We start from the raw sequence: 918 nt of genomic DNA on the forward strand, positions 1-918 counted from the left end.
TGACCATAGATTTTTTTGGTATCCACGCTGATGATGGGGGCGCCTGTGGCTTTGAATTGGCTACGCTGCTCGTCTATGTGTTCAAACTGTGCGTTTCGCTCTTTGGGCGATGCTCCCCTTACTTCGTTGCGGCGCGAATTGGCCTTGGGAGAGTACTTCAGTTTATGCAGCAGTCTGGCCACTGTCATTCGACTTGCAGGATGTCCTTCTTCTGCGAGTGCCTGGCTCAAATGCCGCAGCGAGCTTCGCTTGGCTTTGGCACGACGCCCCATGGGGTCGCCGGCAGATTCCGAGGCCAGCACGTTAAGAAGAGCTTCCTCAAGTTCAGGATCTTTGTCCTCGGCGGCGGTGCGACCTCCACCTGCAGCGCGCAAGTGGTCGTCGGGGCAATGGGTCAAGTCAGACTCCAGTTCAACACAGCCACGTAGAACCGTCGTCGGACTCATGCCTGTGATCCGTGTGCCAATAGTCTTTTACCGCCATAACCTATACGGTGCGCTTCGTCGGCAGAAAACCAACGTCGCTGTGGCTCACTGAGCCTACTCATCAATACATTAATGTGGTGATGATAGGCCCGGTCAGGATGCGGCTGATTTGCCCTGCAGATTGGACAGGTGCACTGATGAACCGACATTGTTTCCATGGCAGCCTCCATATAGAGAGCTATAGTCCAAAGTGGTGGTGCGACACGTGTAGCCGTCCACGTGTTTCGTAGTAGGAATTGGACGGCAAAGCTCGTTCTTGTCTTGTCACACATCTGAAAGGAGGCTGTGACCTGCTGTACGACCAGCAGTTGCCTACCCGGGCGTGCGTAACTGGTAACGGTTGGGTGTGAAGCCCCGGGGACAACGTGCCTCTCAACAGAAGGTTCATCCCAGTGATGGGAAAGGAACTGACACTGCCAGCAGCCGTGCGGTG

Annotated in this window: 1 protein-coding gene; it reads right to left on the bottom strand. The window is 55.2% G+C overall.

Annotated features, from left to right (window positions below; translation table 11 throughout):
* Positions 1-446, bottom strand: a 446-nt coding sequence (locus tag FH061_RS30150; RefSeq protein WP_449867001.1) for an ISAzo13-like element transposase-related protein, incomplete at its 3' end; no start/stop codon positions are given.
* Between the last annotated feature and the right edge of the window lie 472 nt (positions 447-918).

The organism is Noviherbaspirillum aerium, assembly GCF_008929045.1.
Taxonomy (GTDB): Bacteria; Pseudomonadota; Gammaproteobacteria; order Burkholderiales; family Burkholderiaceae_D; genus Noviherbaspirillum; species Noviherbaspirillum aerium.